This is a genomic window from Gilliamella sp. B3023 (genome assembly GCF_026536845.1).
Taxonomy (GTDB): domain Bacteria; phylum Pseudomonadota; class Gammaproteobacteria; order Enterobacterales; family Orbaceae; genus Gilliamella; species Gilliamella apicola_E.
Window position 1 is genome coordinate 1 of record NZ_JAFNNH010000020.1, and the last position, 26833, is coordinate 26833.

26 protein-coding genes and 1 pseudogene are annotated in these 26833 nt (G+C 34.7%); 15 read left to right on the forward strand and 12 right to left on the reverse strand.

Annotation, left to right across the window (positions count from 1 at the left end; all coding sequences use genetic code 11):
* Positions 1–105: 105 nt before the first annotated feature.
* From J3U16_RS10390 to J3U16_RS10420, 7 genes and pseudogenes are all read left to right on the forward strand, one after another.
* A complete protein-coding gene (locus tag J3U16_RS10390) occupies positions 106–672 on the forward strand; it encodes a pseudouridine synthase (protein ID WP_267331078.1) in 567 nt (188 codons plus the stop codon).
* Between the two features lie 153 nt (positions 673–825).
* Positions 826–1749: pseudogene (ftsY, locus tag J3U16_RS10395) on the forward strand (signal recognition particle-docking protein FtsY); the annotation flags it as partial.
* Between the two features lie 9 nt (positions 1750–1758).
* Entirely contained in the window at positions 1759–2418 is a 660-nt protein-coding gene (gene ftsE / locus J3U16_RS10400) for a cell division ATP-binding protein FtsE (RefSeq protein ID WP_267331079.1), read from the forward strand.
* Positions 2418–3386 carry a permease-like cell division protein FtsX gene (gene ftsX, locus J3U16_RS10405; RefSeq protein ID WP_267331080.1) on the forward strand — a complete coding sequence of 323 codons (969 nt, stop codon included), beginning with the start codon at positions 2418–2420 and terminating at the stop codon, positions 3384–3386. The genes ftsE and ftsX overlap by 1 nt, the downstream gene beginning before the upstream one ends.
* A gap of 163 nt (positions 3387–3549) precedes the next feature.
* A complete protein-coding gene (gene rpoH / locus J3U16_RS10410) occupies positions 3550–4410 on the forward strand; it encodes an RNA polymerase sigma factor RpoH (RefSeq protein WP_065733540.1) in 861 nt (286 codons plus the stop codon).
* A 168-nt stretch (positions 4411–4578) separates the two neighbouring features.
* Positions 4579–5160 carry a DUF2975 domain-containing protein gene (locus J3U16_RS10415; protein ID WP_267331081.1) on the forward strand — a complete coding sequence of 194 codons (582 nt, stop codon included), beginning with the start codon at positions 4579–4581 and terminating at the stop codon, positions 5158–5160.
* A 75-nt stretch (positions 5161–5235) separates the two neighbouring features.
* Positions 5236–5445: a helix-turn-helix domain-containing protein gene (locus J3U16_RS10420; protein ID WP_267331082.1), complete on the forward strand. Its 210-nt coding sequence runs from the start codon at positions 5236–5238 to the stop codon at positions 5443–5445.
* A 4-nt stretch (positions 5446–5449) separates the two neighbouring features.
* On the opposite strand, the gene J3U16_RS10425 is transcribed toward J3U16_RS10420, so the two are convergent.
* Positions 5450–6139, reverse strand: a complete 690-nt coding sequence (locus J3U16_RS10425; RefSeq protein ID WP_267331083.1) for an aspartate/glutamate racemase family protein — start codon at positions 6137–6139, stop codon at positions 5450–5452.
* A 204-nt stretch (positions 6140–6343) separates the two neighbouring features.
* Here J3U16_RS10425 and J3U16_RS10430 point away from each other — a divergent pair, with 204 nt between their 5' ends.
* From J3U16_RS10430 to cobB, 3 genes are read left to right on the forward strand one after another with little or no spacing between them, the layout of a single operon-like run.
* Positions 6344–7183, forward strand: coding sequence for a VanW family protein (locus J3U16_RS10430; RefSeq protein ID WP_267331084.1), 840 nt, complete (start codon positions 6344–6346; stop codon positions 7181–7183).
* Entirely contained in the window at positions 7167–7979 is an 813-nt protein-coding gene (locus J3U16_RS10435; protein WP_267331085.1) for a hypothetical protein, read from the forward strand. Before J3U16_RS10430 ends, J3U16_RS10435 begins: the two co-directional genes overlap by 17 nt.
* 45 nt (positions 7980–8024) lie before the next feature.
* Positions 8025–8717, forward strand: a complete 693-nt coding sequence (gene cobB, locus J3U16_RS10440; RefSeq protein ID WP_267331086.1) for a Sir2 family NAD+-dependent deacetylase — start codon at positions 8025–8027, stop codon at positions 8715–8717.
* Here cobB and mtgA read toward each other — a convergent pair.
* Positions 8714–9406: a monofunctional biosynthetic peptidoglycan transglycosylase gene (gene mtgA, locus J3U16_RS10445; protein WP_065563836.1), complete on the reverse strand. Its 693-nt coding sequence runs from the start codon at positions 9404–9406 to the stop codon at positions 8714–8716. The genes cobB and mtgA overlap by 4 nt on opposite strands.
* 45 nt (positions 9407–9451) lie before the next feature.
* Positions 9452–9946 carry a molybdopterin-guanine dinucleotide biosynthesis protein B gene (gene mobB / locus J3U16_RS10450; RefSeq protein ID WP_065563835.1) on the reverse strand — a complete coding sequence of 165 codons (495 nt, stop codon included), beginning with the start codon at positions 9944–9946 and terminating at the stop codon, positions 9452–9454.
* Between the two features lie 62 nt (positions 9947–10008).
* Here mobB and J3U16_RS10455 point away from each other — a divergent pair, with 62 nt between their 5' ends.
* Entirely contained in the window at positions 10009–11040 is a 1032-nt protein-coding gene (locus tag J3U16_RS10455) for a threonine aldolase family protein (protein WP_267331087.1), read from the forward strand.
* Positions 11041–11156: 116 nt separating this feature from the next.
* Here the strand turns inward: J3U16_RS10455 and mobA are convergent, their stop codons facing one another.
* The gene (mobA, locus tag J3U16_RS10460; RefSeq protein ID WP_267343013.1) at positions 11157–11750 is read right to left on the reverse strand and encodes a molybdenum cofactor guanylyltransferase MobA; all 594 of its coding nucleotides are present in this window, start codon (positions 11748–11750) and stop codon (positions 11157–11159) included.
* Between the two features lie 229 nt (positions 11751–11979).
* Here mobA and J3U16_RS10465 point away from each other — a divergent pair, with 229 nt between their 5' ends.
* Together J3U16_RS10465 and J3U16_RS10470 are read left to right on the forward strand one after the other, a co-directional pair.
* Positions 11980–12249, forward strand: a complete 270-nt coding sequence (locus J3U16_RS10465) for a YihD family protein (protein ID WP_065563832.1) — start codon at positions 11980–11982, stop codon at positions 12247–12249.
* 14 nt (positions 12250–12263) lie between these two features.
* Positions 12264–13007: a DsbA family protein gene (locus J3U16_RS10470; RefSeq protein WP_267331089.1), complete on the forward strand. Its 744-nt coding sequence runs from the start codon at positions 12264–12266 to the stop codon at positions 13005–13007.
* Positions 13008–13083: 76 nt separating this feature from the next.
* Here J3U16_RS10470 and J3U16_RS10475 read toward each other — a convergent pair whose 3' ends face one another.
* On the reverse strand, positions 13084–15051 hold the full coding sequence (locus tag J3U16_RS10475; protein WP_065563830.1) for a MacB family efflux pump subunit: 1968 nt from the start codon (positions 15049–15051) through the stop codon (positions 13084–13086).
* A gap of 1 nt (position 15052) precedes the next feature.
* On the reverse strand, positions 15053–16243 hold the full coding sequence (locus J3U16_RS10480) for an efflux RND transporter periplasmic adaptor subunit (RefSeq protein WP_267343014.1): 1191 nt from the start codon (positions 16241–16243) through the stop codon (positions 15053–15055).
* A gap of 579 nt (positions 16244–16822) precedes the next feature.
* On the opposite strand from J3U16_RS10480, the gene J3U16_RS10485 reads away from it, so the two are divergent.
* Positions 16823–17077 (forward strand): YfhL family 4Fe-4S dicluster ferredoxin, encoded by a 255-nt coding sequence (locus tag J3U16_RS10485; RefSeq protein WP_065733593.1) that lies wholly within the window; start codon positions 16823–16825, stop codon positions 17075–17077.
* Here the strand turns inward: J3U16_RS10485 and ispH are convergent.
* The 6 genes from ispH to folE form a co-directional block, all read right to left on the reverse strand.
* On the reverse strand, positions 17074–18024 hold the full coding sequence (ispH, locus tag J3U16_RS10490) for a 4-hydroxy-3-methylbut-2-enyl diphosphate reductase (RefSeq protein WP_267331091.1): 951 nt from the start codon (positions 18022–18024) through the stop codon (positions 17074–17076). The genes J3U16_RS10485 and ispH overlap by 4 nt on opposite strands.
* Position 18025: 1 nt before the next feature.
* The gene (lspA, locus tag J3U16_RS10495; protein ID WP_065733549.1) at positions 18026–18490 is read right to left on the reverse strand and encodes a signal peptidase II; all 465 of its coding nucleotides are present in this window, start codon (positions 18488–18490) and stop codon (positions 18026–18028) included.
* Between the two features lie 102 nt (positions 18491–18592).
* On the reverse strand, positions 18593–21400 hold the full coding sequence (ileS, locus tag J3U16_RS10500) for an isoleucine--tRNA ligase (protein ID WP_267343016.1): 2808 nt from the start codon (positions 21398–21400) through the stop codon (positions 18593–18595).
* A 38-nt stretch (positions 21401–21438) separates the two neighbouring features.
* Positions 21439–22377 (reverse strand): bifunctional riboflavin kinase/FAD synthetase, encoded by a 939-nt coding sequence (ribF, locus tag J3U16_RS10505; protein ID WP_220225364.1) that lies wholly within the window; start codon positions 22375–22377, stop codon positions 21439–21441.
* Between the two features lie 165 nt (positions 22378–22542).
* Positions 22543–23040: a hypothetical protein gene (locus J3U16_RS10510; RefSeq protein WP_065563825.1), complete on the reverse strand. Its 498-nt coding sequence runs from the start codon at positions 23038–23040 to the stop codon at positions 22543–22545.
* Between the two features lie 17 nt (positions 23041–23057).
* Positions 23058–23714, reverse strand: coding sequence for a GTP cyclohydrolase I FolE (folE, locus tag J3U16_RS10515; protein ID WP_267331093.1), 657 nt, complete (start codon positions 23712–23714; stop codon positions 23058–23060).
* 205 nt (positions 23715–23919) lie between these two features.
* Between folE and polA the strand changes: the two genes are divergently transcribed.
* The gene (polA, locus tag J3U16_RS10520) at positions 23920–26694 is read left to right on the forward strand and encodes a DNA polymerase I (RefSeq protein WP_267343018.1); all 2775 of its coding nucleotides are present in this window, start codon (positions 23920–23922) and stop codon (positions 26692–26694) included.
* Positions 26695–26833: the final 139 nt, after the last annotated feature.

The following is a 26833-nucleotide window of genomic DNA, read 5'->3' on the forward strand; positions in this document are numbered from 1 at the left end:
CATGTGAGAGTAGGGTGCCGCCAGACTTTTAAATTAGAGCGAAAGCCCAGCAGCAATGCTGGGCTTTTTTGCATTCTAAGGTTATTTAATTCTTCTGAGGATAGAATGAGTTCATTAATCGCTTTTAATAAACCATTTAATGTCGTGACACAGTTTTCTGCTCATGAAAAATATCAGACATTAAAAGATTATATATCCATGCCTAGATTTTATCCTGCTGGTCGTTTAGATACTGACAGTGAAGGATTATTATTACTGACCAATGATGGTAAATTGCAGTCTAAAATTAGTTCTCCAAAATTTAAATTACCTAAAACCTATTGGGTACAAGTTGAAGGGTTAATTGATAAGCAAGCGATTGATAAATTAATCAGCGGTGTACAATTGAAGGAATTTCATACCGCACCTGCAATCGTGGATTTTTTAGAAGAGCCTATTAATTTGTGGCAACGAGTCCCACCTATTCGAGAACGCAAAACAATTCCCACTTCATGGATAAGTGTTACTATAACAGAAGGAAAAAATCGACAAGTTAGAAGAATGTGTGCCGCCGTTGGATTTCCTTGCTTACGTTTAATTCGAGTTCAGATTGGCAAGTATAATTTATTTACTCACAACCTACCCCAAGGCGAATGGCGATCTATTACTCTCAACGATCTTTATATTAAATAATTAAATTTAATTCACGAACCTTAAAAGATTCAAGGATCAAATAGATCAATAATATGACTCTCTTTGATCGAATACGTTGGGCTTTATAATAAAATAAGATAAAATGATCATTGATATTGATCATGGGATAAGTTATTTATGATTGAACAAAAAAAAGAAGGTTTTTTTTCTCGTTTAAAAAAAGGTCTTTTTAAAACTAAACAAAATATAGGATCTGGTTTTCTTAGCTTATTTAAAGGAAAAAAGATCGATGATCAACTGTTTGAAGAATTAGAAGAGCAATTGATCATTGCTGATGTTGGTTTCGATACCACACAAAAATTAATAAGCACATTAACACAACAAGCTTCAAGAAAAGAATTAAAAGATGCTGATGCATTACATGATCTATTAAAAAATGAAATGAAATCTATTTTAGATGGTGCTCAACAACCTCTAAATATAGAAAGTCATAAACCTTTTGTTATATTGATGGTTGGTGTAAACGGTGTTGGAAAAACGACGACAATTGGCAAATTAGCTCGTCAATTTCAACAACAAGGTAAATCAGTTATGCTTGCAGCTGGCGATACTTTTCGCGCTGCTGCTGTTGAACAATTACAGGTTTGGGGTGAACGTAATAATATCCCAGTAATCGCACAACACATTAATGCTGATTCTGCATCGGTAATTTTTGATGCCATTCAAGCTGCAAAAGCGAAAAATATTGATGTATTAATTGCTGATACTGCAGGACGTTTGCAAAATAAATCACATCTGATGGATGAATTAAAAAAGATTGTACGAGTAATTAAAAAACAAGATGAAACTGCTCCTCACGAAATCATGTTAACAATAGATGCAGGAACAGGCCAAAATGCTATTAGCCAAACTAAATTATTTAATGAAGCTGTTGGTGTAACAGGGATGACATTGACTAAATTAGATGGTACTGCAAAAGGTGGTATTATATTCAGCATTGCTGATCAGTTTAATATTCCAATCCGTTATATCGGTGTCGGTGAAAAAATAGAAGACCTAAGACCATTTGTGGCTGATGATTTTATTAACGCACTGTTTGATGAAGCAGAAGAATAGAGATAAATCATGATTCGATTTGAACGTGTTAGTAAAGTTTATTCTGGTGGAAAGCCAGCTTTGCAAAATATAACATTTACTTTATCGCAAGGGGAAATGGCTTTCTTAACAGGCCATTCAGGTGCAGGTAAAAGCACATTAATGCGTTTGATTTGTGGTTTAGAAAAAGCGAATGATGGTAAAGTATTACTTAATGGTGTTGATGTTTCTCGTTTAAAAAAACATCAAGTGCCGTTTTTGCGTCGTACAATAGGTATGATATTTCAAGATCACCAATTATTATTAGATCATACTGTTTATGAGAATGTGGCTTTTCCATTAATCATTTTAGGAAAGCCAGCCGAAGAAATTAAAAAACGAGTTTCAGCAGCATTAGATAAAGTTGGATTGATTGATAAAATGAAATTTTATCCAATACAGTTATCTGGCGGGGAGCAGCAGCGCGTAGGAATAGCTCGAGCTATTGTTAATCGCCCAACCGTATTACTTGCTGATGAACCTACTGGTAATTTAGATGATAAACTTTCAAAAGATATATTGAAATTATTTGAAGAGTTTAACCAGACAGGTGTAACTGTACTGATGGCAACGCATAACATGGGGCTTATTCGTCGAAAACACCATCGAATACTCAATTTAAATCAAGGACGTTTAGAGGTTAAAAGTTGATGATAAAGGCCAAGATTAAACCATCTAAACAAAAAAAGAATAATAGCTTTTTAGGGCGTTGGAAAAGGCAGATTGGCTATGCATGGCATAATGTATTTAACTATTTTTATCAAAATATATTTGCCTCTTTGCTGACTATTTTTGTTATTGCTATTTCAATTACTTTACCGACAATAGGCTATTTACTATTAAAAAATGCAAATCAAGCAGCAGAGCAATGGTATCCAACTCCTAACGTAACAGTTTATATAAACAAAACACTAACGCCAGAGCAAACTAATAATTTAATTGACCAATTTAAAACGATTCCTGAAGTTCAAAATGTGACTTATCTTTCTCGAGATGAAACACGCGATGAATTCAAAACTTGGTCAGGATTTGATGATGCACTTGATTTACTTGCTGACAATCCATTGCCTGCAGTTGCTATCATTTTTCCAGTTGAAGAAGCTAAGCAAACTAATAAATTACACGATCTACAAGCACGATTACGAAAAATAGATGGTGTCGATGATGTACAGCTTGATGACAGTTGGTTTACGCGATTAACGGCATTAACCAATATGGTCAAATCAATAGTATGGACGATTTCAATCTTTATGATCATTGCTGTGTCACTGGTTATTGGGAACAGCATTCGGTTAAATATATTTGCTCGCAGGCAAACGATTACGGTTATGCAATTGATTGGGGCAACGGAAGGCTTTATTTTACGACCATTTTTATATAATGGTATTTTTACTGGATTAATTAGTGCTATTTTGGCTTTGGTTCTATCGAAAGTATTTATCCTTCAAATAGATTCAACCATGTTGCATGTATCGGATGTTTTTGGAACAATAGTTAATATAAATGGTCTTTCATGGGATGAAAGCTTATTAATTATTTTATTCTCGATGATTATAGGTTGGTTTTCAGCATTTATTGCTACTAAAAAGTATTTGAATAAAATGGTTATAGCTTCATAATGGTGGATTAAATATTTGCCATTTTTACCAGATCCTACATAATAAAAATTATGATAAAAATGTGAACTAAATCACATTTTAGTGGTCTAAATTAAAAGAAAGAATTTAAATTGTTACACAAGTAAGATGTAACAAAATTAGTCTAATTTAAGGGGGGAATTAAATGAGTACTGATTTAAAAATGCAAGCAGGTGCTTTAATCCCACAAGGAAATATTGAATCATATCTTCGTATGATAAATACTTATCCGATGCTAACAGCTGAGGAAGAAAAGTCTCTAGGTGAAAGACTTTATTATCATGATGATGTTGATGCAGCAAGACAATTAATTTTGTCTCATTTACGCTTTGTTGCGCATATTGCGCGTGGATATTCTGGTTACGGTCTACCACAAGCTGATTTGATTCAAGAAGGTAACATTGGTTTAATGAAAGCGGTACGTCGTTTTAATCCAGGAATGGGAGTACGTTTAGTCTCTTTTGCGGTACACTGGATAAAAGCTGAAATTCACGAATACGTACTAAAAAACTGGCGTATTGTAAAAGTCGCAACCACTAAAGCGCAAAGAAAATTATTTTTTAATTTGAGAAAAAATAAACAACGTTTAGGTTGGTTTAATAGTGCTGAAGTTGATATGGTTGCTGATGAGCTTGGCGTAAGTCGTAAAGATGTACTAGAGATGGAATCACGAATGTCAGCGCAAGATATGTCATTTGATATTGATAGTGATGACGATGATAATTCAATTGTTGCTCCTGCGCTTTATTTAGAAGATGTTAATTCTGATTTTTCTAAATCAATTGAAAATGACAATTGGGAAAATGATGCAACTGATAAATTACATGATGCATTATCTCAATTAGACGAGCGTAGCCAAGATATTATTAAAGCGCGTTGGTTAGATGCTGATGATAGCAAATCAACATTGCAGGTTTTGGCTGATAAATATAGTGTTTCGGCTGAGCGTATACGCCAACTCGAAAAAAATGCAATGAAAAAACTACGTGTTGCTATTGAAGCATAAATAATTAGTTAATTTTTTGAAGCCTTGCCGTTAAACGGCAAGGCTTTTTTATAATCACAAATAAGTGAATAACGATAAATTATTATCGTTTTATTTTAATAAATTGTTGTTTTTTTATTTCCCTCAGCTTATACTCTATTTGGTAAATTTAACCAAAAGGAAATAAAAATGAACACAGATATAGCTAGAAATCAGACTCGCTTAAATCAATATTGTAAATTGATGTCAGTATTAATTTTGATCCCTATCTTATGTATGCTGATTGGAACGATATCGCCTTTGTTATATTACTTTTTTGATAAGAACAATATTGGGTTTGGATCGGATGGATATTCTTTTTTCATTTCCACTACAATGGATGATAGTATCGACATTTCCACAGGCCTAAACTTTTGGCAAGCTGCCTTAGCAACACTTATTGATACCGGCAGAATTGTTATTTTAATTTATGCTTTTAATCAACTACGATTAATGCTGGTTAATTTTGCGCAAGCGGACTATTTTTCCGTTAAATCAACAAAATACTGTTATAACTTTGGTAAATTTTTGGTAATTTGGGCGATAATGGGCATACTTTCAGAACCGGTAATAACGGCAATATTAAGTTACAATCAACCTGAGCGTTATTTTACGGTATCGTTTACTAGTGAAGATTTTATGACACTGCTTTTAGCAATCAGTATTATGCTAATTGGTCAGATCTTAAAAAAAGCCAGTCAGATCGCTGAAGAAAATAGACAGTTTATCTAAATATGGCATATAAATAATAACGTTGAGTGCGATACAATGATGTTAACCTAGAAACCGATTTAATAGGATCTTAATGTGGCAATTATTATAAATTTAGATGTAATGCTGGCTAAACGCAAAGTTAAATCCAAAGACTTAGCAGCCGTAATCGGCATTACTGAACAAAATTTATCATTACTAAAGCAAGGTAAAGTAAAAGGATTCAGACTGGCAACCCTCGAGGCAATCTGTAAACACTTAGATTGCCAACCGGGTGATATATTAGAATATACTGATAAAGAGTAAATGATTAACTTATTGCAAATAAGGCGGCTTCCTCGGCATGCAATAAAGCGGTATCAAAAAATGGCGTCAGGCAATCTGTCTGTTGGATTAACAAGCCAATTTCAGTGCAGCCCAGTATAACGCCTTGTGCACCTTGGTTAACAAGTTTTTCAATAATATCAAGATAAGCTTGCTTAGCGCTTGGCTTAATTATGCCATGGCAGAGTTCATCATAAATAACCCGATTGATGATTATTCTATCTTGCTCATCAGGAATCAGTACTTTCAAACCTTTATTAGTCAGTTTTGATTTATAAAAGTCTTGTTCCATCGTATATTTTGTTCCTAGCAAAGCAACCGTTTGAATATTGCCTTTGATTAAGTGCTGTGCCGTAACATCAGCAATATGGAGAATGGGAATATCAATGGCTGCTTGAACCTGATCAGCGACTTTATGCATCGTATTGGTACAAATCACGATAAAATCTGCCCCAGCTAATGCTAGTCTTTTCGCTGCATCAATTAAAATGAGCGTACTTTTATCCCACTCACCATTGGACTGACAATGTTCAATTTCTTGAAAGTCGACACTATATAAAAGTGTCTTGGCGGAATGTAATCCTCCTAATGATTTTCCTACCATTTGATTGATCACTTGATAATAAGTCACTGTGCTTTCCCAGCTCATCCCGCCGATTAAACCTATTGTTTTCATTTTATCCATTTCCTAAAAGTATTAAGCGAACTGTATGATTAAAATTATGTCGAAAAGATTAAATTTGTTTAATGTTAAGGTATTTTGGTAAATAAACCAAAGCGTCTTGTAACAATCTTTTAAACTTAAAAAACTTATATAACATAGTATATAAATCTTTTGATGCTATAATCGATATTAGTAGAATATAAGGAAAAAGCAATAATGCGAAAGCCGTTATCCAGTTATCATCCCTTACTTTATTGGTTAAGGATAAATCAGCGTCGCTTGTTTCGTCATTTGTACTGGTATTGTTCTTCGCGTCAATATAGCTTAAAACGTAGTCATGATTTACGTTTACCTTTTCGCTATAAAAAACATACCTCTAAGTTAATACGTCGATTGGGTAACAGCGATATTCAGCTTCAATACAATAAAGTCACAAACCTAAAAATTGCCGTTGATTCGTTAAATGGAATCTTAATTAAGCCTGGTGAATATTTCTCGTTTTGCCGATTAGTCGGAAAACCAACTAAAAAGCGAGGATTTGTGAATGGAATGGAACTTTCATTTGGCATAGCTCGTTCAGGTATTGGCGGTGGTATATGTCAGATCAGTAATTTAATTCATTGGTTAGCTCTCCATTCAGAACTCCAAATAGTTGAGCGAGCAAATCATAGCTTTGATCCTTTTCCTGATGATGGTCGAGTGTTACCTTTTGGTTCGGGTGCCGCTATTTTTTATAATTATATTGATCTTATTATTCATAATCCTACCGATAAAACGTTTCAAATTATGCTTCATGTTGGCGATCACCAACTAGAGGGTGAGCTATTATGTGATGCAGAAAGACTATACAGCTATCATGTTTATGAAAAGCAGCATGCCTTTATTAAAAGGCAAGGTGTTATCTATAGAAAAAATGAAATCTGGAGAGACACCATGACCAAAAACAATGTCGGTGGCGCCCCGGCATGTATTTGCTCTGAAATGATGTATAAAAATAATGTAATTGTAAAATACGAAGTGAATGGAGAATTGATAACAAATGAAGAAAGCCCGTAAATATCTATTATTAATGCTAATTATGTGTTTTTCCGTTTCATGTTTTGCTGATCCCAAAGTAATTCATGTCGTTGTTGCATTATGTGATAATAAGTATCAAGGAATTGTACCCGTTCCGGCAGCAATCGGTAATGGTCAAGATCCAAAAAATAATCTTTATTGGGGCGCCGCCTATGGCTTTAAAACATTTTTTAGTAAACAAAAAGAATGGCAAGTAGTCCAAGTCAATAAACCTCAAGAGGGTAAAATATTAGAAGAGATTATCTATAAACATAAAAGCAAAGATGTTTATATTATTGCGCAAGCTTATGATGGTAAATATATTGATAATACGATTGATGATTTTATTAATTACTCAGCAGGCAAAAAACAATCAACATTTACCCTAGATAACAAAAAAATAATCGCTGGCGGTGGTAAAGCTAATTTAGTTGTTTACATTGGTCACAATGGTTTAATGGAATGGTCTTGGAGTAAATTCTTTGGTTATGAAACGAGTTGGGCGTCAAACTCAAAAGAAGAGAAAGAAAAGCAAAAATCGCGCTATGCGGCCGTTTTTGCTTGTAAAAGTCAAAAATATTTTTCCAAACCGTTATTAGCTACCGGAATTTCGCCATTGATATTAACCATGCAGTATATGGCTCCGGAAGCGTATAGTGTGCACGCTATGATTGATAGTTGGTTAAATGGTGAAAGCAAAGCAAATGTAAGATCAAAAGTAGCTAGTGCTTATAGTAAGTATCAAAACTTAAAAAAACCTGCTATGAGCATGTTTACAACCGAATATAGCCAATAGCAAATCAATTAAACCTACCTAATTAGAAAGATAAGAAGTTAAGGTATGATGAAAGAAACGAAAATTGTTATTTTAACGGGTGCGGGTATTTCTGCGGAATCTGGACTATCGACATTCCGTGCACAAGATGGATTGTGGGAAGGATATGATGTTAATGATGTTGCAACCTATGAAGGTTATAGTCGCGATCCCATTGCGGTCCATTCTTTCTATAATATGCTACGAAAAAAATTACAAAGCCCTGAGGTAAAACCAAACTTAGCGCATTTTGCTTTAGCTGAGCTTGAACATAAGCTCGGCAGTGAAAATGTATTAATTGTGACACAAAATGTTGATAATCTTCATGAGCGGGCGGGTTCTAAAAATATTATTCACATGCATGGCGAATTATTGAAAGTTCGTAATGAGCAAACCGGGCAAATCATTGATTGTCATCAAGATGTGGATTATGTAAAAAATAAGCTTATTCGTCCACACATAGTATGGTTTGGTGAAATCCCATTAGAGATGAATAAAATTTACCATGCGCTTTCACAAGCTGACTATTTTATTTCGATTGGTACATCGGGCAATGTTTACCCGGCAGCGGGTTTTGTAGAGGTTGCTAATCAATCGGGGGCAAAAACTGTTGAGCTCAATTTAGAGCCGAGTTTGGGGGAAAGTTTATTTCAAACCAAAATTTACGGCCCTGCAAGTAAAATTGTGCCTGAATTTGTAAAAACATTAAGCGTTAATTAATTAAGTTTCTTCAAATATTTTTTCGTATCTAAATTTTCCATTTGGCCTAGGATCCATTTTGCTTTTTTTTGTGTAAGGATATTAGGATTAACTGGACTCCATTTTCTAGGATTAGGTAAAATTGCAGCCAGTAAACTAGCTTGCTCTTTGGTTAATTGCTTTGCACTGACACCAAAGTAGTGGCGTGAGGCGGCCTCAATACCAAAAATCCCTTCACCCCATTCAACGCTATTTAAATAAATCTCAAGTGTCCGTTGCTTTGACCAAATAAGCTCAATCCAAACTGTGAACCATGATTCAACACCTTTGCGGATCCAATTTCGCGATGACCATAAAAAAATATTTTTCGCAACTTGCTGAGTGATGGTACTGGCGCCACGGATTTTTCTATTATTTTTATTATAATTTAACGCACGGTTTATAGCCTTAAAATCAAATCCCCAATGATTGGCAAATTGCTGATCTTCAGCAGCTATAACGGCAATCTTAATATTATCTGAAATTTGATCCCAATCTTTCCAAATTCGTTGTTGATTAATATTCCAGTTAGCGATCTTTCTTTCGACCATCAACATGGAACCCCAAGGATTAACCCAACGCATAAGCAGAATAAGAAAAACAGAGAAAAGCATTAATCCAATTAGGACTTTCTTGGCAATGCTTATAGTTTTTCTTAGTCGAAATTTCATAATGATAATATTAGTTAAAAAAACAGTTAAGTAAAATACGATATATTAACGGCAAAATAAATAATTATTTATAAAATTCACAATTTGCTCTGGTTGATTAATATCTAATACAGGTAAAGATGTTATTAACGGCTCATCGCTAGCAACAGCAATGGTAAAATCATCAATAAATAATGGTTTTTGACATTGTTTTAGATGACACATAATTTTAGGAATTTGTTCATCTTTAAATCCCTCAATTAATATCACATCAACATCGGTAAACCGATTAATAAGCGTTTTTAGATCTGCTGGGGTATCGGGTGTTTCTTCAATCAATGCGTAACGTTTATCGCAGGCAACAATAGTTTGTAATGCCCCCGATTTGCGTAGCTCATAACTATCTTTGCCAGGGATATCTAACTCAATATCATGATGGGCATGTTTTAATGAACCTACTTTAATATTTTGCAAAACCATTAACTGAATAATCTTTTTTAGCAAAGTGGTTTTACCACATCCACTATATCCAGTAATACCAATAATTTTTTTATTATTCATAGATTCTCAACAATAACGTGCTATATTTAAACGTAAATATTATTTTATACAAGATTAATGATATGTACGATTTTTTAAATGATTATAATCAAACAGTACACCCTAAATTGTTAGAAGAATTTATCAATATCAATAATAAAAAGTTGATTGGATATGGCTTAGATGATTGTTGTAATGATGCAATCGATCAGATTAGGAAAAGATTAAAATCCCCGAATGCAGACATACATTTTATGGCTGGTGGGACAATTACCAATTTAACAACCATTTCACATATACTAAAACCATATCAGGCTGTGATTGCAGCGGAAACCGGACACATCAATGTGCATGAAACGGGCGCAATTGAAGCCACAGGGCATAAGGTTGTAACGGTGAAAACTGAAGATGGAAAATTAACACCAGAATCCATAAAACCTGTTTTAGATTATCATTGTGACGAGCACATGGTCCAACCAAAGCTGATATACATTTCCAACACTACCGAATTAGGTACCCTATATACCAAACAAGAGCTAAAAAAACTGTATCAATTTTGTCAAAAAAATCATTTATATCTTTATTTAGATGGTGCGCGTTTAGCTATGGCATTAGGCGCTAAAGATAATGACATTACTTTCCCTGATTTAGCCAAATATACCGATGTATTTTATATTGGTGGCACTAAAGTTGGTGGTTTTGCTGGTGAAGCGTTGGTATTTAATAATCATAATATTAATCGCGACTTCCGTTTTAATATGAAACAAAAAGGAGCAATATTAGCTAAAAGTTGGATTATAGCTGTACAATTTAAAGCGTTAATGCAAAATAACCTTTATCTTTTATTAGGCAAACATAGCAATATGATGGCTGAAAAACTAACAAACTTATTTGAAAATGAGGGATTCACCTTTGCAGCCAAACCACAAACCAACCAGCTGTTTGTCAATTTACCGAATCAATTAGCCAAAAAAATTACTTCACGTTATGCTGTGGATAATTTAGGGCAAAGTGATCCAAACCATATTTGTTTACGTTTTTGCACTTCGTGGTCAACACAAGAAGTTGAAATAGAAAACTTTGCTCAAGAATTAAAAAAATTGCTTAAAAAATGACAGTAAGTTTTTATCTATCAAACTGTTAATAATTAAAATATAAAAAAAGTTGAGGAACGGGGTTTTTAAACAAAAAAAATCAATAAGCTAACGCATAAAAAGGCTCGATTTGTGATTTATTTATTCGCCTCAATTACCAAATTGGCATTTTCTAGCATATCAACTGTATTAATATTGATAAAACTAGTAGGCGTATCGCTAAAATCAACAGCAGTTGCATGAATCTTCTTTAAAAACAACATCAGTTTGCGATCACCGTTTTCCAAATATTTTTTTAGTTGAGTAATGACAGATTTATTGATTAATAAAATGGTTGGATGATTATCCTTACCATCAAAAGGGAAAATAGCTTGATGAGTAGCTGAAAATTTTGCTAAACGAGCGAGCAAATCATGTGGTAAAAAAGGGGTATCACAACTAACAAATAAGTTCCAATCTGTATTGCTTCGTAATAAGCCACTATAGATTCCGGCAAGCGGCCCTAAAAATCCTTTTAAATCATCACCAAAAATAGGGTAGTTTAGCGAACCATATTGATCATCATGCCGATTACAATTAATCATTATAAAATCGACTTGAGGTTTGATGCGATCAATTACATGTTGAAAAAGTGGTTTCCCAGCTAATAACATCAAGCCTTTATCCACACCATTCATGCGGTTACTCTGACCACCAGCTAAAATAATAGCAGTAATAGGCAGTTTTTCCATAAATTCTTTCTCTTTTACATTGCCAAAAAGCAAAATAACATTACTATATAGCAAAGTTATTTTTTAGACATAAAATATATTTGTTTATGAATCTTTTAAATGGACAATTTAAATTTAAAGCCGAGTATATACTAGAAGCTTATTAATATATAGATTGTAAAGTAAAGATTAACATAAAGGTTTATGTCATCACCTATCAACTTAGTTGAATAATTAAAAGGTAGTTATTATGAAATGTCATCGTATTGATGAGTTAATTGAGTTATTACAACCAGCTTGGGAAAATGATTCAGACCTCAATTTATTACAGCTTTTAGATAAATTGGGTAAAGAAGCTGGTTTTGATGGTAATTTAAAAGATCTTAGTGATGAAGTTTTAATTTATCATTTAAAAATGCGTAATTCAGATAAAAACGAAGCTATACCTGGATTAAAAAAAGATTATGAAGATGATTTTAAATCAGCAATATTAAAAGCTCGCGGAATTATTAAAGAATAAGGAGAATAAATTAAATGAAAAAAACGCTTATTGCTATTGGAGTATTATTAACTTCTATAACCTGTTTTGCGCAAGAAGCGCCAGCAGATAATAAAAATGATACTCAACCAGCTACAGCAAATGTTGCTGAGCAGTTAAAACCGATTGAACAAGGTGAACAATATGGTGTTTTACCATTTGAACCTTCTCCAGATAAAGAGGTTGTAGAGTTTTTCTCATTCAACTGTCCTAGCTGTTTTAAATTTGAAAGCGAATATCATGCAACAGACGCGATTGCTAAAGCTTTACCAAATGGTACTAAATTTAAACGTTATCATTTAGACAATTTTGGTCCGTTAGCTAAAGAGCTAGCTGAAGCATGGGCGGTGGCTAATGTATTAGGTATTGAAGATAAAGTGTCAGATGCACTTTATAAAGCTGTACAAACCGAGCGTAAATTAAAAACTGCTGATGATATTAAAGCTGTCTTTGCAGACTTAGGTGTTGATGCTGATCAGTTTGATAAAACCAAACAAAGTTTTTTAGTTAAAGCGTTTATGACACAACAAACTGAGGCCTATAACCAATTAAGACCTGAGTCAATTCCAACTGTTGTGGTTAATCGTAAGTTTTTTGTGAACTCGCGTGGTCTTAATACTAAAAATACCACTGATTATGTCAAAGATTATGCGAGAGTTACTGCCTACTTAGTGGATTTAGATCCGCATGTTAAGGTAGAAATTGATAAAAAAACTGAAAGTGAAGAACAAAATAATTAATTTTTAAACGGTTATTAACAAATTGTCATCCCTTTGCAGTTTATCGTGCAAAGGGATTTTATTTTAATAGCGATTTTTATTCTCTTTCTAATGCATAAATTGGATCAAGTTTTGCGGCTCGTTTTGCTGGAAAATACCCAAAAATTATGCCAATTATACTTGAACAGCTAAAGGCAGCGATAATTGAAATGATTGAAAAACGCATTGCAAATGATGTGACAAAATAATTAAAAATCCCACCGACCACAAATGATAATAAAATACCTAATGTTCCGCCGATCAAACACACTAATACCGCTTCGATTAAAAACTGTTGCAATATATCACTTGAGCGTGCTCCAACAGCCATGCGTACACCAATTTCTCGAGTTCTTTCGGTAACCGATACTAGCATGATATTCATTACCCCAATACCACCGACTAACAGTGATATAAATGCAATGGTTGAGATTAATAATGTTAACACCCAAGCCGAGGAATTAACCGTTTCACGGATACTATCTGAATTAAAGATAAAAAAGTCTTTAACACCATGCCGTTGTATCATGATTTTATTAATCGCTTGTTCAGCAACTGATAAATCAACATTATCATTAATCCGAACCGTAATACTTCTTAACGATGTTTGTCCAACCATGCGATTAATGACAGTGGTATAAGGTAACCAGATATTAAGACTCTCATTATTACCAAATCCCTGTTGTTGTTTGGTGGCAACACCAATTACTCTTACCGGCAATTGACCCACCATAAGAATTTTTCCAATTGGATTTTCATTCTTAAATAACTGTTTAACGGTATTTTCATCGATAACGGCATCTTGTGCTGATGATGCAACGCTAGCTTGGTCAAAAGCAATGCCTTGGGTGATGTTATAACCACGAACGGCAAAAAATTGCTCTCCCACACCATTTACTGTACCAGTCATCGCCAAATTTTTGACTCGAAAATAGACTGATGTTGCCAGGTTTGGGGTTGTGCTATGAACAAAATTCTGTTTCGCTAAAAAGTCAGCATCGGATGAGCGTAGGGTGGTAATTTTATCTGCATTACGATCCCCAAATCCGCTACCGGGATAAATCTCTAGCGTGCTTGTTCCTAATGAGTTTATATTCGAGAGTATTTTTTGTTTTGTGCCTTCTCCTAATGCAACCATGGAAACGACAGAGGCTATGCCAATGATGATACCAAGCATGGTTAGAAAAGTGCGTAATCGTTGAGAACGCATCGACAATATCGCCATATTAAAGGCGTCTCGAAAGCGATTGTATTTAGCTTGAAAGTTGTCTTGGGTTTTAGTGGTTTCGATCTGTTTAACTTGGCGATTATCTTTTTTTTCTTCTACCTGATAGTTAGGATTGATTGAATCTGAGATAATATTTCCGTCACTGATTTCAATAATTCGCTCTGCACTTTGGGCAATATTGCTATCATGCGTTACAATAATCACAGTATGCCCTTGTTTATGAAGTTCTCGCAAGATAGCCATAACTTCTAATCCGCTTTTACGGTCAAGTGCGCCTGTTGGTTCATCTGCTAAAATAACTTGTCCGCCATTTATTAAGGCTCGAGCAATACTGACACGCTGTTGTTGACCTCCCGATAATTGACTGGGTTTATTATTAATTTTATCTTCAAGCCCTAAACGCGTTAATATTTCAATAGCTCGTTTTTTTCGTTGTTCATTAGTGATTCCTGCATAAATGGCGGGAATTTCAACGTTACCTTGTGCAGTTAAGGCGCTTAATAAATGATAGCGTTGAAAGATAAATCCAAAATGTTCTCGACGTAATTCAGCTAATTCATCGGGTGATAATTTATTGGTGGTTCGACCTCCAATGGTATAGACCCCCGAGCTTGGTTTATCTAAACAACCTAAAATATTCATTAACGTCGATTTGCCTGAGCCAGATGCACCAATAATGGCAACCATTTCACCGGCATTAATCGTTAAATTGATATTTTTAAGTACTTGTATGGTTGAATCACCGGCTGGAAATTCACGAACAATATTTTCAAGTTTGATAAGTGGATTATTTGTCATATCAAAATCTTATCCTCGGCGTGCGTCCATTAGGATTAAATAATGCGCCATTGTTACTACCAATAATGACGATTTCACCTTCTTTAAGTCCCGATTTGATTTCCACATTGATATTATTATTGATACCTAGACTGACTTCTCGTTCTTCAACATTATTATGTTGATCAAGTAGATAAATAATCGCTTTATTATCTGCTAAATTTTTTTGAACAGCTTGGGATGGAATAGTCAGTACATTTTTCGCTTCAGCTAACACAATATATACTTGAGCTGTCATTGAAATACGTAAAAGATGATCAGGATTGTCAACATCAAATAATCCATTGTAATAAATTGCGCTTTTGGAGGTAGATGATGAGCTTAACGTAGAGTTTTCGCTATTAATTGAGTCAGGTGCAGGCTCAATCGATCTTAATGTTAATCCCTCAAACCGCTTGTTTGGTTGTCCTAATATAGTGAAATAAACGGGCATACCTTTTTTAACACCAATAACATCGGCTTCCGAAATTTGTGCTTCAATGGTCATTTTATCCAATTGAGCGACTTTAACGATAGTCGGAGCACTTTGTACCGAGTTTACCGTTTGCCCTTGGTCGACAGGAATGGCAACAATAACACCATCAATTGGTGAGCGTATTTTGGTATAACCTAAATTAACTTTTGCAGTATCAACTGCCACTTGAGCGCTAACAATATCTGCATCAAGCGCTGCAATATCAGCTTTGATTGCATCAAGATCGGCTTTTGCTGAATCTAAATCTGATTGTACACCAACCCCTTTTTTAACCAGTTTTAATTGGCGTTCATAAGTTAGTTGATAGTTAACTAATTTTGCTTGCTTAGATGTACGCTGAGCTTCCAAGCTGTTTAATTTTGCTTCAGATTGTTTGAGATCGTTACTTTGTTTAAGATCATCAATCTCAGCAATCATATCTCCCTGCTTAACTTCATCGCCAAGTTCAACATACAATTTTTTGATTTGTCCAGAAACTTGTGCACCAACACTAACTTGTTTAAAAGCGCTTATAGTGCCATCAGCAAGAACCGTTTTCTCAACATTTCCTTTCGTTACTGGCGACGTAATATAATTAACGGCCTGCTCTGAAGGAAAAAAAATTAATTTTCCTAAATAAAGCACAACTAAAGTGGCAATAAAGATAACGATATATTTGAATCTAAAGAATTTTGCCAATTTTTCATCCTTTCGTTTTTGTTATTTTTTGAGCATTGTATCGTATTAATTTCATTTGCAATGATAACTAAAGATAATAAATTGTAATTTTTATGAAAATTTTTAACTGTATTAAAGATATTTCTGAATTGATAGAAAAAATCACCTTTCTTTTAATATGTACTTAAAAATTTGATTATAAATATCATTAGATAATCATACATAGGAATACTTGTTTATTGCACAAAAAAGTAGGCAATTCCTAATTAACTTACTAATGGAAATTAGTGAAGCTTTGAGCCGTTCCTTTGTTCAATTTACTAATAAAACTATTTTCGCGTCAAGCTGATAAGTTTCTAAAATAATTCTAAAATTCCAATAACTATTTAGGTGGATGATATGATTAGGAACACTTATTTTGATATGCATTAGGCTTTAATTTTCAAATTTATGCAATTTTAGACCTTCAAAAACCCCGTTCCTCAAAATTTTTTGCAAAAGTTTTGTCAATACTCAATGTAAATGTAGATCCGTATTAGGATTTATTTAGGATTGCGTTATAATGGCGCAAATTTTTTATTCGTTAAAGATATTGTAGCAATGGCGTTAAAAATAACTGATAAGTGTATTAATTGTGATATGTGTGAACCTGAATGTCCAAATGAGGCCATTTCAATGGGGTTCGATACTTATGAAATTGATCCAAATAAATGCACTGAGTGTGTCGGTTATTATGATCATTCTACCTGTCAACGCGTCTGTCCAATTCAAAATGCGATTATTGCTGATCCAGAGCATGTCGAAACCCAAGAAGAGTTATTAGAAAAATTTAAGCAACTAACACATGCTTCTTAATCAGTTGTTTTAACTTCTATACGTAACTCTTTGGGAATTTCAAAAGTAATATTTTCTGAAATACCTTCGGTTTCAATCATTGATGTGCAACCTAAACTTTTTAGATGCTCAATAACTTGTTTAACTAAAATTTCTGGGGCAGAAGCGCCAGCGGTGACACCAATAGTTTGAGCATTTTCTAACCATTTAAGATTGATGTCTGAGGCGTAGTCGATTAAGTAGGCATTTTTGCTGTTTCGTCTTGCAAGCTCTGCTAATCGACTGGAGTTTGATGAATTTTTAGATCCAACCACTAAGACAATATCGGCTTGAGATGATAACTGCTTAACTGCTTGTTGGCGGTTAGTGGTGGCATAACAAATATCGTTTTTACGAGGGCTACGAATATTGGGAAATCGATTTTTTAACGCTTCAATGATTTCTGCGGTATCATCAACCGATAAGGTTGTTTGTGTTGTAAAACAGAGATGATTGTCATTTTTTACTTGCAAGTTTTGTACATCTTTAATTGATTCGACTAAATAGATTCCACCTGCTGGATTACCATATTGTCCCATCGTGCCATCTACTTCAATATGGCCAGCATGACCAATAAGAATAACCTCTTCACCTCGATAGCTTGCTCTGGCGACTTCCATATGAACTTTAGTTACTAAAGGGCATGTAGCATCGAATATTCGTAGCTGGCGACGTTTGGCTTCATCACGAACTGTTTTAGATACCCCATGGGCAGAAAAAATAAGGATACTGTCGTCTGGGACATCATTGAGATCTTCGATAAATATTGCGCCAAGTTCTTTAAGACGGTTAACTACGTAGCGATTATGTACAACTTCATGGCGAACATAAACAGGAGCACCAAATAGCTCAAGCGCGCGTTCAACGATAGTAATAGCTCGATCTACTCCAGCACAAAAGCCACGAGGATTAGCGAGTATAATCTGCATATTAGTCAGTCTTTTTAGCATAATTGCTTAGGATGTAAAATCCAATACCTAAACAAATCGCACAATCAGCAATATTAAAAGTTGGGTAGTGCCAATCACCAAAATTGACATCTAGAAAGTCGACAACAAATCCATGGTAAAGACGGTCAAATAGGTTTCCTAATGCACCACCTAAAATTAATGCTAATGAAAAATTTTCTAATTTTTGCTTATGGTTACTGCGATATAACATATAAACAATTACGACACTAACAGCAAAAGCTACGGCAGCAAGTATCCATCGTTGACCTTCAAAAATACTGAAAGCTGCGCCAATATTATGTACATAGGTGATAGAGAAGAAGGGTAAAAGATTTACAGATTCAAATAAGTAAAAATTATTTATAATCCAGAATTTACTTGCGATATCGATAATAAAAACTACAACCGCAAATAATAACCAGTGAAGTCCGTTATCTTTTTTCATATAATTTATGCTCATTATTATAATACCGCCGACAATCGTCGGCGGTAAGTGTTCTTAATTGCTATAAAATTATTTTTATAGCCCTATTTATTTTTATATCACTTAGGCAAAATGTCTAACTTCACCATTACCATGAATGTTTTGTTCACAACGTTTACATAAGTGAGTGGTTGGGTTGTTATCAACTGTAAAATGCCAGCAACGAGGACATTTATCGCCTTGTGCTTTAGCAAGCTCAATTTTAAGACCTTGAATATCACTTTGTACCGCATGTTGTGGTGCATTTTCTAAAGGTTTCACCGTCGCTTGTGAAGTCAGTAATACAAAGCGTAATTCGTTTTCTAATTTAGCGAGAGCCGTTGCTATTTCGCTATTAGCATAAAGGGTTACCGCTGCTTCAAGTGATCCCCCGATAACTTTATCATTACGGCCTTGTTCTAAAACTTTATTGACTTCACTTCGAATAGCTAAGATTTGAGCCCAATAAGCACTGTTTAATGTTTCACTATCTGATAAGGTAAATAGCAAGGTATACCATTCATCTTCAAATACAAATTCAGATTTTTCAGAAGCAGGTAGATATTGCCAAATTTCATCAGCAGTGAATGATAAAACTGGTGCAATCCAACGAACCATTGCTTGAGCGATATGATATAACGCAGTTTGACAACTATGGCGCGCAACACTATCGCTTTTTGCTGTATATTGACGATCTTTGATAATATCTAAATAGAATGAGCCCATTTCGATTGAGCAAAATTGCATAATACGTTGTACGACTCTATGGAAATCGTAGTTTTCATAAGCTTGAATGATTTGCTCTTGAGCTTCTTTAGCTATACTGACAGCCCAACGATCAAGTACTACCATATCTTCTGGTTTAACCATATCTTTAGCTGGATCGAAACCATTTAAGTTAGCCAGTAAGAAGCGTGCGGTATTACGAATACGACGGTAGCTATCGGCTGCACGTTTAATGATTTCATCTGAATAACTCATTTCGCCTGAATAATCAGTCGATGCAATCCACAAACGTAAAATATCTGCCCCAAGTTTATTCATCACTTCTTGTGGGGTCACAATGTTACCAAGTGATTTAGACATCTTACGTCCTTGTCCATCGACCACAAAACCGTGAGTTAATACTTGTTTATACGGTGCTTTGTTATCAATTGCCGTTGATAGCATTAATGAAGACATAAACCAACCACGATGCTGATCTGAACCTTCTAAGTACATATCGGCTTCGTGCCCTGCAAATTCAGGACGCACGCCAACCACTGAGTAGAATGTTGAGCCTGAATCAAACCATACATCTAGTGTATCGGGCACTTTACGATAATCATCAGCATCAGGACCTAATAAATCTTTAATATCGGCATCCCACCATGCTTGAATACCGTTTTGTTCAACCAATTTAGCCACTTTCTCAACTAGTTGTAATGTGTCTGGATGTAACTCTTCAGTTTCTTTATGCACAAATAGCGTCATAGGCACGCCCCATGTGCGTTGACGTGAAATACACCAATCAGGACGGTTCGCTACCATAGTTTCAATTCGAGCTTGTCCCCAATCTGGAATCCAACGAACTTGTTTGATCTCTTTTAGTGATTGAGCACGTAAACCTTGTTTATCCATACTGATAAACCATTGTGGTGTTGCACGGTAGATAACAGGCGTTTTATGTCGCCAGCAACAAGGATAGCTATGTTCAATATTTTCAAAGTGTAGTAAAGCATTGCGTTCTTTTAATAGTTCAACTACCACTTTATTGGCTTTGAAAACAAATAAACCATCTAAACCAACACCTGTTCCAGGTAAATAACAGCCATTGCCACCAACAGGGTTAGCAACTTCAAGCCCATATTTTTGACCAACTAAAAAGTCTTCAACACCGTGACCAGGCGCCGTGTGCACTGCACCTGTACCTGCGTCAACTGTCACATGTTCACCAAGTACAATTGGTTCATCAAACTCAAGGAAAGGATGTTTAAAGCGTAATAGCTCAAGCACATCACCTTTACAGCTGCCAAGTACTTTCCATTCTGAAATTTCGGCACGTTTCATGACTGATTCGACCAGATCAGCGGCTAAAATTAAGCATTCTTTATCGTTTATTTGTACTAGTTGATACTCAAATTCAGCATTTAAGGCAATACCTCGGCTGGCAGGTAATGTCCAAGGTGTTGTCGTCCAAATCACGGCATAAATAGTTAGGTCGGTATTAACACCAAATTTACTTGCAACAGCTTGGTTATCTACGGCTTTGAATTTTACATCTATTGCGGGCGATGATTTATCATAATATTCGACTTCAGCTTCCGCTAAAGCTGACATACAATCTGTACACCAATAAACTGGTTTAGCACCTTTGACTAAATGCCCATTTTGAATTACTCTACCTAAAGCACGAATAATATTCGCTTCAGTATCATAGTCCATTGTACGGTATGGATTTTGCCAATCCCCAAGCACACCCATGCGAATAAAATCAGCTTTTTGTAATTCAACTTGTGAAGCAGCATAATCACGACAAATTTGGCGAAACTCAGCTGGTGTTACTTTTACACCTGGTTTACCGACTTGCTCCTCGACTTTTTGCTCAATCGGCAAACCATGACAATCCCATCCTGGAATATATGGGGAGTCATAACCACTTAAGCCTTTTGATTTGATAATAATGTCTTTAATAATTTTATTAACGGCATGACCAATATGAAGTTTTCCGTTTGCATAAGGAGGGCCATCATGCAGAATAAAAGCTTTTTTGCCTTTTTTGCCTTGACGGATTTTGCGATAAAGTTCTTTATCGTACCAATTTTGCAACATCGCCGGTTCACGTTTAGCAAGATCACCTCGCATAGGGAATCCGGTTTCCGGTAAATTCAATGTGTTTTTATAGTCTGTCATGCTGATTTATTCCAGTTAATTTTTGTTGAAACTACTTTTTAATTGGTTAATTTTGCACTGATCTGTTTCGCAGTGCAAACATCTTGTGCAATTTGTTGTTTTAAATCGGTTAGCGAATCAAATTTTTTCTCGTCGCGTAACTTATGAACGAATATAACGTCTAAATATTGTCCATAAATATCACCTGAAAAGTCAAATAGATTAACCTCTAAAATAGCCTTTTTGCCTTCAATGGTTGGTCTTATACCGATATTGGCAATGCCATGATAATGCTGATTACTACAACAGTTTTTGACTTTTACAAAATAGACGCCTTGTAAAGCGGGTTTTTTTCGATTTAAATGAATATTGGCTGTCGGAAATCCTAATTGTCTGGCTAACGCATTGCCATGAACCACTTTCCCTTCAATGGCGTAATTACGGCCTAAAAGGCAATGAGCCAATTTAAAATCACTATTAAATAATGCCTCACGAACAGCCGTACTGCTGATCCTTAAATCATTCCAAACAAACGTAGGCATACTCTCAACTACAAATTGATTGTTATGAGTATATTGTTGTAAAAGATTAATATCACCTTTACGCTCACGACCAAATCGGAAATCATCACCAATAACAATATATTTAGCTTGTAATTTGTTTATCAACCAATCTTGAATAAAATCTGGGGCTAACATATTGGCAAAGGTTTGGGTAAATGGCACCGCAATAATATAGTCGATACCCAATTTTTTAATTAATTCCACTTTTTCTTTAAAAGACGTTAACCTAGCGGGAGCATTTTGTTTGCAAAAAAACTCTAAAGGTTGAGGCTCAAATAACATAACCACTGTTGGTAAGTTTAATTTCTTACTTTGTTTTATTAAATGGTTAATTAATTGTTGATGTCCTAAATGCACGCCATCAAAGTTGCCCAATGTAAGTACACATTGAGTAAATTGATTGTTTAAATTATCAATACCGCGAATGATCTTCATGAAAGCGTGCTATTAATTGTGATGTTTTAACTAAAATAGCTGTGAATTATACCAATCTTTCTTAAAGATGCACGTAATATAAAGTTGATTTGTATTTGATTTTGGGATTTTGATGAATAATCAATTCCCATACAACTGTCACAAAAATCCACTGAATTTGGATTGTTACCAAAAAATCCGACAATAAGCCAGTTCTTTTGCCCGTTTTTTATATTCAGCTTGTTGCTCATTAGGAATAAAAAATCGGTTTTTTTCTATCTCTTCGCACTCTTTTACATCGCGTTTAATGTGCTCTGCTTCTTCTTTTGAAATTCGAAAGAAATGGGTATTAAATATACCGATTTTTGTATCATCATCCATAGTCACTTTGTTTTCTAAACCAAAATTTCTTTCTGATGGATAAGCCAGTCCGTCGAAATAGTCTTGTGATTTTGTGAGTTTTCGCATCGCAATGGTTTGACCATTACCATAAACGTAGTTTTCATTGATAAAGTAATTGTCTCCTTGTTTACTTATTTCAACAAGATTGGCGATCGACGCCGTATGTTTATAATCCGGACCACCTTCAACCCAAAAACCAATAAATTTATCATTATGATTAGATTCCTGTTCAGAACATGCTGTAATAAACAGTATCATAAACATGAGTGATAAATATTTCATTCAATATCCTTATATTATTAATGATTTAATGCGCGCAAAAACTCTTGTCGGGTGCTTGGATTCGTTTTAAATCCTCCACCTAATGCAGTCGTGGTCGTTAAACTATTGGAATCTTTAATACCTCGAGCTTTAACGCAATAGTGTGTAGCGTCAATTGAAACAGCAACATTAACTGTTCCTAATAGCGTCTGTAGTGCCACCAAAATTTGTTGGGTTAATCTTTCTTGCACTTGCGGGCGCTGGGAAAAGAATTCAACAATCCGATTGATTTTTGATAAACCAATCACTTTATCTTTTGGGATATAAGAAACGGTGGCTTTACCGTCAATGGTCACAAAATGGTGCTCACAAACACTGGTTAAAGTAATATCACGAACGGTAATCATTTCATCAACCTGCATTTTGTTTTCAATCAGGGTGATTTTGGGAAAGTTATGATAGTTAAGTCCGGAAAAGATCTCATCAACATACATTTTTGCAACGCGATGCGGAGTTTCAGCAAGGCTATCATCACTCAAATCAAGTTCCATAAGTTTCATGATTTCTCGGAAATGCGCTTCTATTTTTGCTTTCCGTTCGCTATTGTCCATAGGTAAACGACATGATGGGGTTTCAAGATTTTTAGCTGCTAGTGCTTTTTTGACCTCTAGTGCTGCAGGACTTAATTCTGTCATTTATTTGATACTCAGACGAAAATAGATATCAGTATTATATAATAGTGATATAGCGATATACAGTATTTTTAATTAATCAATTTGACTTAAAGATTGATGCGATCTCGAATATTTTTACACTATATTATCGGTGTTCACAAGAATATTGTTACTAATTAGGTTATACTACTAATAATTGTATTAAATAACATTTGGGTAACTATTAATGCCAAATAATACGCCAATTATTTTAATTGATGGCTCTTCTTATCTTTATCGTGCTTTTTTTGCATGTCCTCCATTAACTAATTCCAAAGGTGAGCCAACAGGGGCTATTTTTGGTGTGGTCAATATGATACGCAGTCTAATGAATCAATATGATCCAACTCATATTGCTGTCGTTTTTGATGCGAGTGGCGGATCTTTCCGTAATGAACTTTATAGCGAGTATAAAGCGACTCGAGAAGAAATGCCTGAAAATTTACGGCCCCAAATCGAACCAATTCATACTATTTTAAAAGCGATGGGATTACCGCTGCTTTGTGTAGATGGTGTAGAGGCTGATGATGTGATAGGCACATTGGCTAGACAAGCAGAAAAAGAAAACCTAGAGGTACTAATCAGTACTGGTGATAAAGATATGGCACAATTAGTCAGTGATAAAATCACACTAATAAATACCATGAATAACACAATTCTTGATCCAGAAGGTGTTATGAAAAAATTTGGTGTGCCGCCAGAAAAAATGATTGATTATTTAGCATTAAGAGGTGATACGTCTGATAATATTCCTGGTGTTCCGGGAATTGGTGAAAAAACGGCACTAAATTTATTAACGCATTTTGAAAGTTTAAATGATATTTATAGCCATTTGGATGAAATTGAAAAATTGCCTATTCGTGGTGCTAAATCATTGAAAAGTAAATTGGCTGATCATAAAAAAGAAGCTGACCTTTGTTATTTATTGGCGACAATTAAAACGGATGTTCCATTAGATTTCACGACGGAACAATTACTTATAGGTGATATCGATGCAACTAAATTAGTTGAATTGTTTGCTTATTATGATTTCCATCGTTGGCAAAAAGAATTAATCGCTGGTAACTTTTTAAATCAGCAAAGTCAAATTCCTGTCGAAATTGCAGGGGAATTGCCCTCAATTGACCAAGAAGAGCTAGAGACTGAAGTGCACGAAAAGGATTATCAATGTATTTTAACCAATACACAATTAGATGAATGGATTGCAACATTAACTAGTTGCGAAGCCTTTGCATTTGATACGGAAACGGATAATGTCGATCATTTCCATGCTAAGCTTGTTGGGATATCGCTAAGTGTTACTCCAAATCAAGCTGCTTATATTCCTCTAGCTCATCAATACCTAGATGTTCCAGAACAGCTACCGCTTAATGATGTATTGGCAAAATTAAAACCAATATTAGAGAATCCTCAAATCAAAAAAATCGCCCAAAATGCCAAATTTGACTACAGTGTATTGGCGAACTATGGCATCCAAGTGCAGGGTATTGCTTATGACACGATGCTAGAGTCCTATGTATTAAATAGCACTCAACGACATGACATGGATAGTATGGCAAAACGCTATTTGAAATATAAAACAATTACTTATGATGAATTAACTAAAGTTGGTAGAAAGCAATCAAGTATTGATACTATTGATATTGAAAAAACAACTCAATATGCAGCAGAAGATGCGGATATTACTTTTCAATTACATCAAAAATTATGGCCACAGCTAGAAAAAAATGAAAAACTCACTAAGTTATTTTCAGACATTGAAATGCCACTAGCAATTATTTTAGCTAACATGGAAAGAACTGGGGTTCTTGTTGATGCTGAACAATTAAAAGCGTATTCAAAAGAACTTAACAAAATATTAAAGGATACTGAAGAAGAGTTACAATTCCTTGCGGGTGAAAAATTTAATCCGGGTTCACCAAAACAAATTCAAGCAATTTTATTTGATAAACACCAATTACCCGTACTCAAAAAAACGCCTAAAGGTGATCCTTCAACCAGTGAAGAAGTATTAAATGAATTAGCAAATACATATGTATTACCTCGTAAAATTTTATATTACCGAGGGTTAGCCAAATTAAAAAATACTTATACCGATAAACTACCGTTGATGATTAGCCCAATTGATCACCGAATTCATACCAATTATAACCAAATTGGTACTGTAACAGGACGATTATCATCAAACGACCCTAATTTACAAAATATTCCTGTTCGAACCGAGGAAGGTCGCCGTATTCGTCAAGCATTTATCGCCCCAAAAGGTTATAAAATTATTTCAGCTGATTATTCGCAAATTGAGCTACGTATTATGGCGCATTTATCGCAGGATAAAAGTTTGCTAAATGCTTTTGCTCATGATAAAGACATTCATCGGGTGACAGCGAGTGAAATTCTAAGTAAACCAGAGCCAGAAGTTACCGCAGAAGAGCGAAGAAGAGCTAAAGCTGTAAATTTCGGATTAATTTATGGCATGAGTGCTTTTGGGTTATCTAAACAAATTAATATTCCTCGTAAAGAAGCAAAATTCTATATTGATCGTTATTTTGAACGTTATCCTGGTGTACAAGTGTATATGGACAGAATTCGTCAACAAGCATCCGAGCAAGGCTACGTTGAAACCTTATCAGGAAGACGATTATATTTACCAAAAATTAGCTCATCTAGAGTTAATGAAAAACGAGGTGCTGAGCGTGCGGCAATCAACGGACCAATGCAAGGTACAGCAGCTGATATTATCAAAATAGCAATGATCAAAATGAGTGAATGGATTAAAACCCAGTCTAACGGTAATATCAGAATGTTAATGCAAGTACACGATGAACTTGTATTTGAGGTTAAAGAAGAGTTTGTTAGTGAATATAGTAAATCTATTAAATCTATCATGGAAAATTGTTATCAACTCTCAGTACCATTAAAAGTGGATGTCGGTATTGGTAATAATTGGGATGAAGCTCATTAATCGCTTTGATAATTTATATTTTTATACTCGATTTTATATTGAGTAACTACTTAAATTAGTTGCTAATTTTGTCTATTACTGACGGCTTGCTGAAACCTTTTGACGTGTTAAAATAAGCAACTAAATTGAACTTATTGCA